Origin of the sequence: Shigella sp. FC1967 (assembly GCF_001743005.1) — a bacterium.
In the GTDB taxonomy this organism is placed as follows: domain Bacteria; phylum Pseudomonadota; class Gammaproteobacteria; order Enterobacterales; family Enterobacteriaceae; genus Proteus.
In genome coordinates this window covers 1-258 of record NZ_MIIZ01000245.1, presented here as the reverse complement: position 1 = coordinate 258, position 258 = coordinate 1, and the positions used below count along the sequence as shown (strand labels likewise).

Sequence of the window (258 nt, the reverse complement as noted above, 5' to 3'; positions counted from 1 at the left end):
TACTAGTGGTTAGGATACTGCTGCCTGTGCAGTATCTAGCAAGTCCGATTGGGCTTCTTATGAGTCTTTCTTTCATCAAGCGCATTATCACTACACAACCATCGTTGTCTTTATTATCGCTTTCACTTACTTTACTTAAAATGAAATACCAACAAAACCTACTAGTGGTTAGGATACTGCTGCCTGTGCAGTATCTAGCAAGTCCGATTGGGCTTCTTATGAGTCTTTCTTTCATCAAGCGCATTATCACTACACAAC

At 40.3% G+C, this 258-nt stretch carries 1 protein-coding gene; it reads left to right on the top strand.

Annotated elements, in window-relative coordinates:
• Window positions 1-26 precede the first annotated feature (26 nt).
• Window positions 27-258: hypothetical protein (locus BHE89_RS24190; RefSeq protein WP_216080969.1), on the top strand; the 232-nt coding region annotated here is incomplete at its 3' end.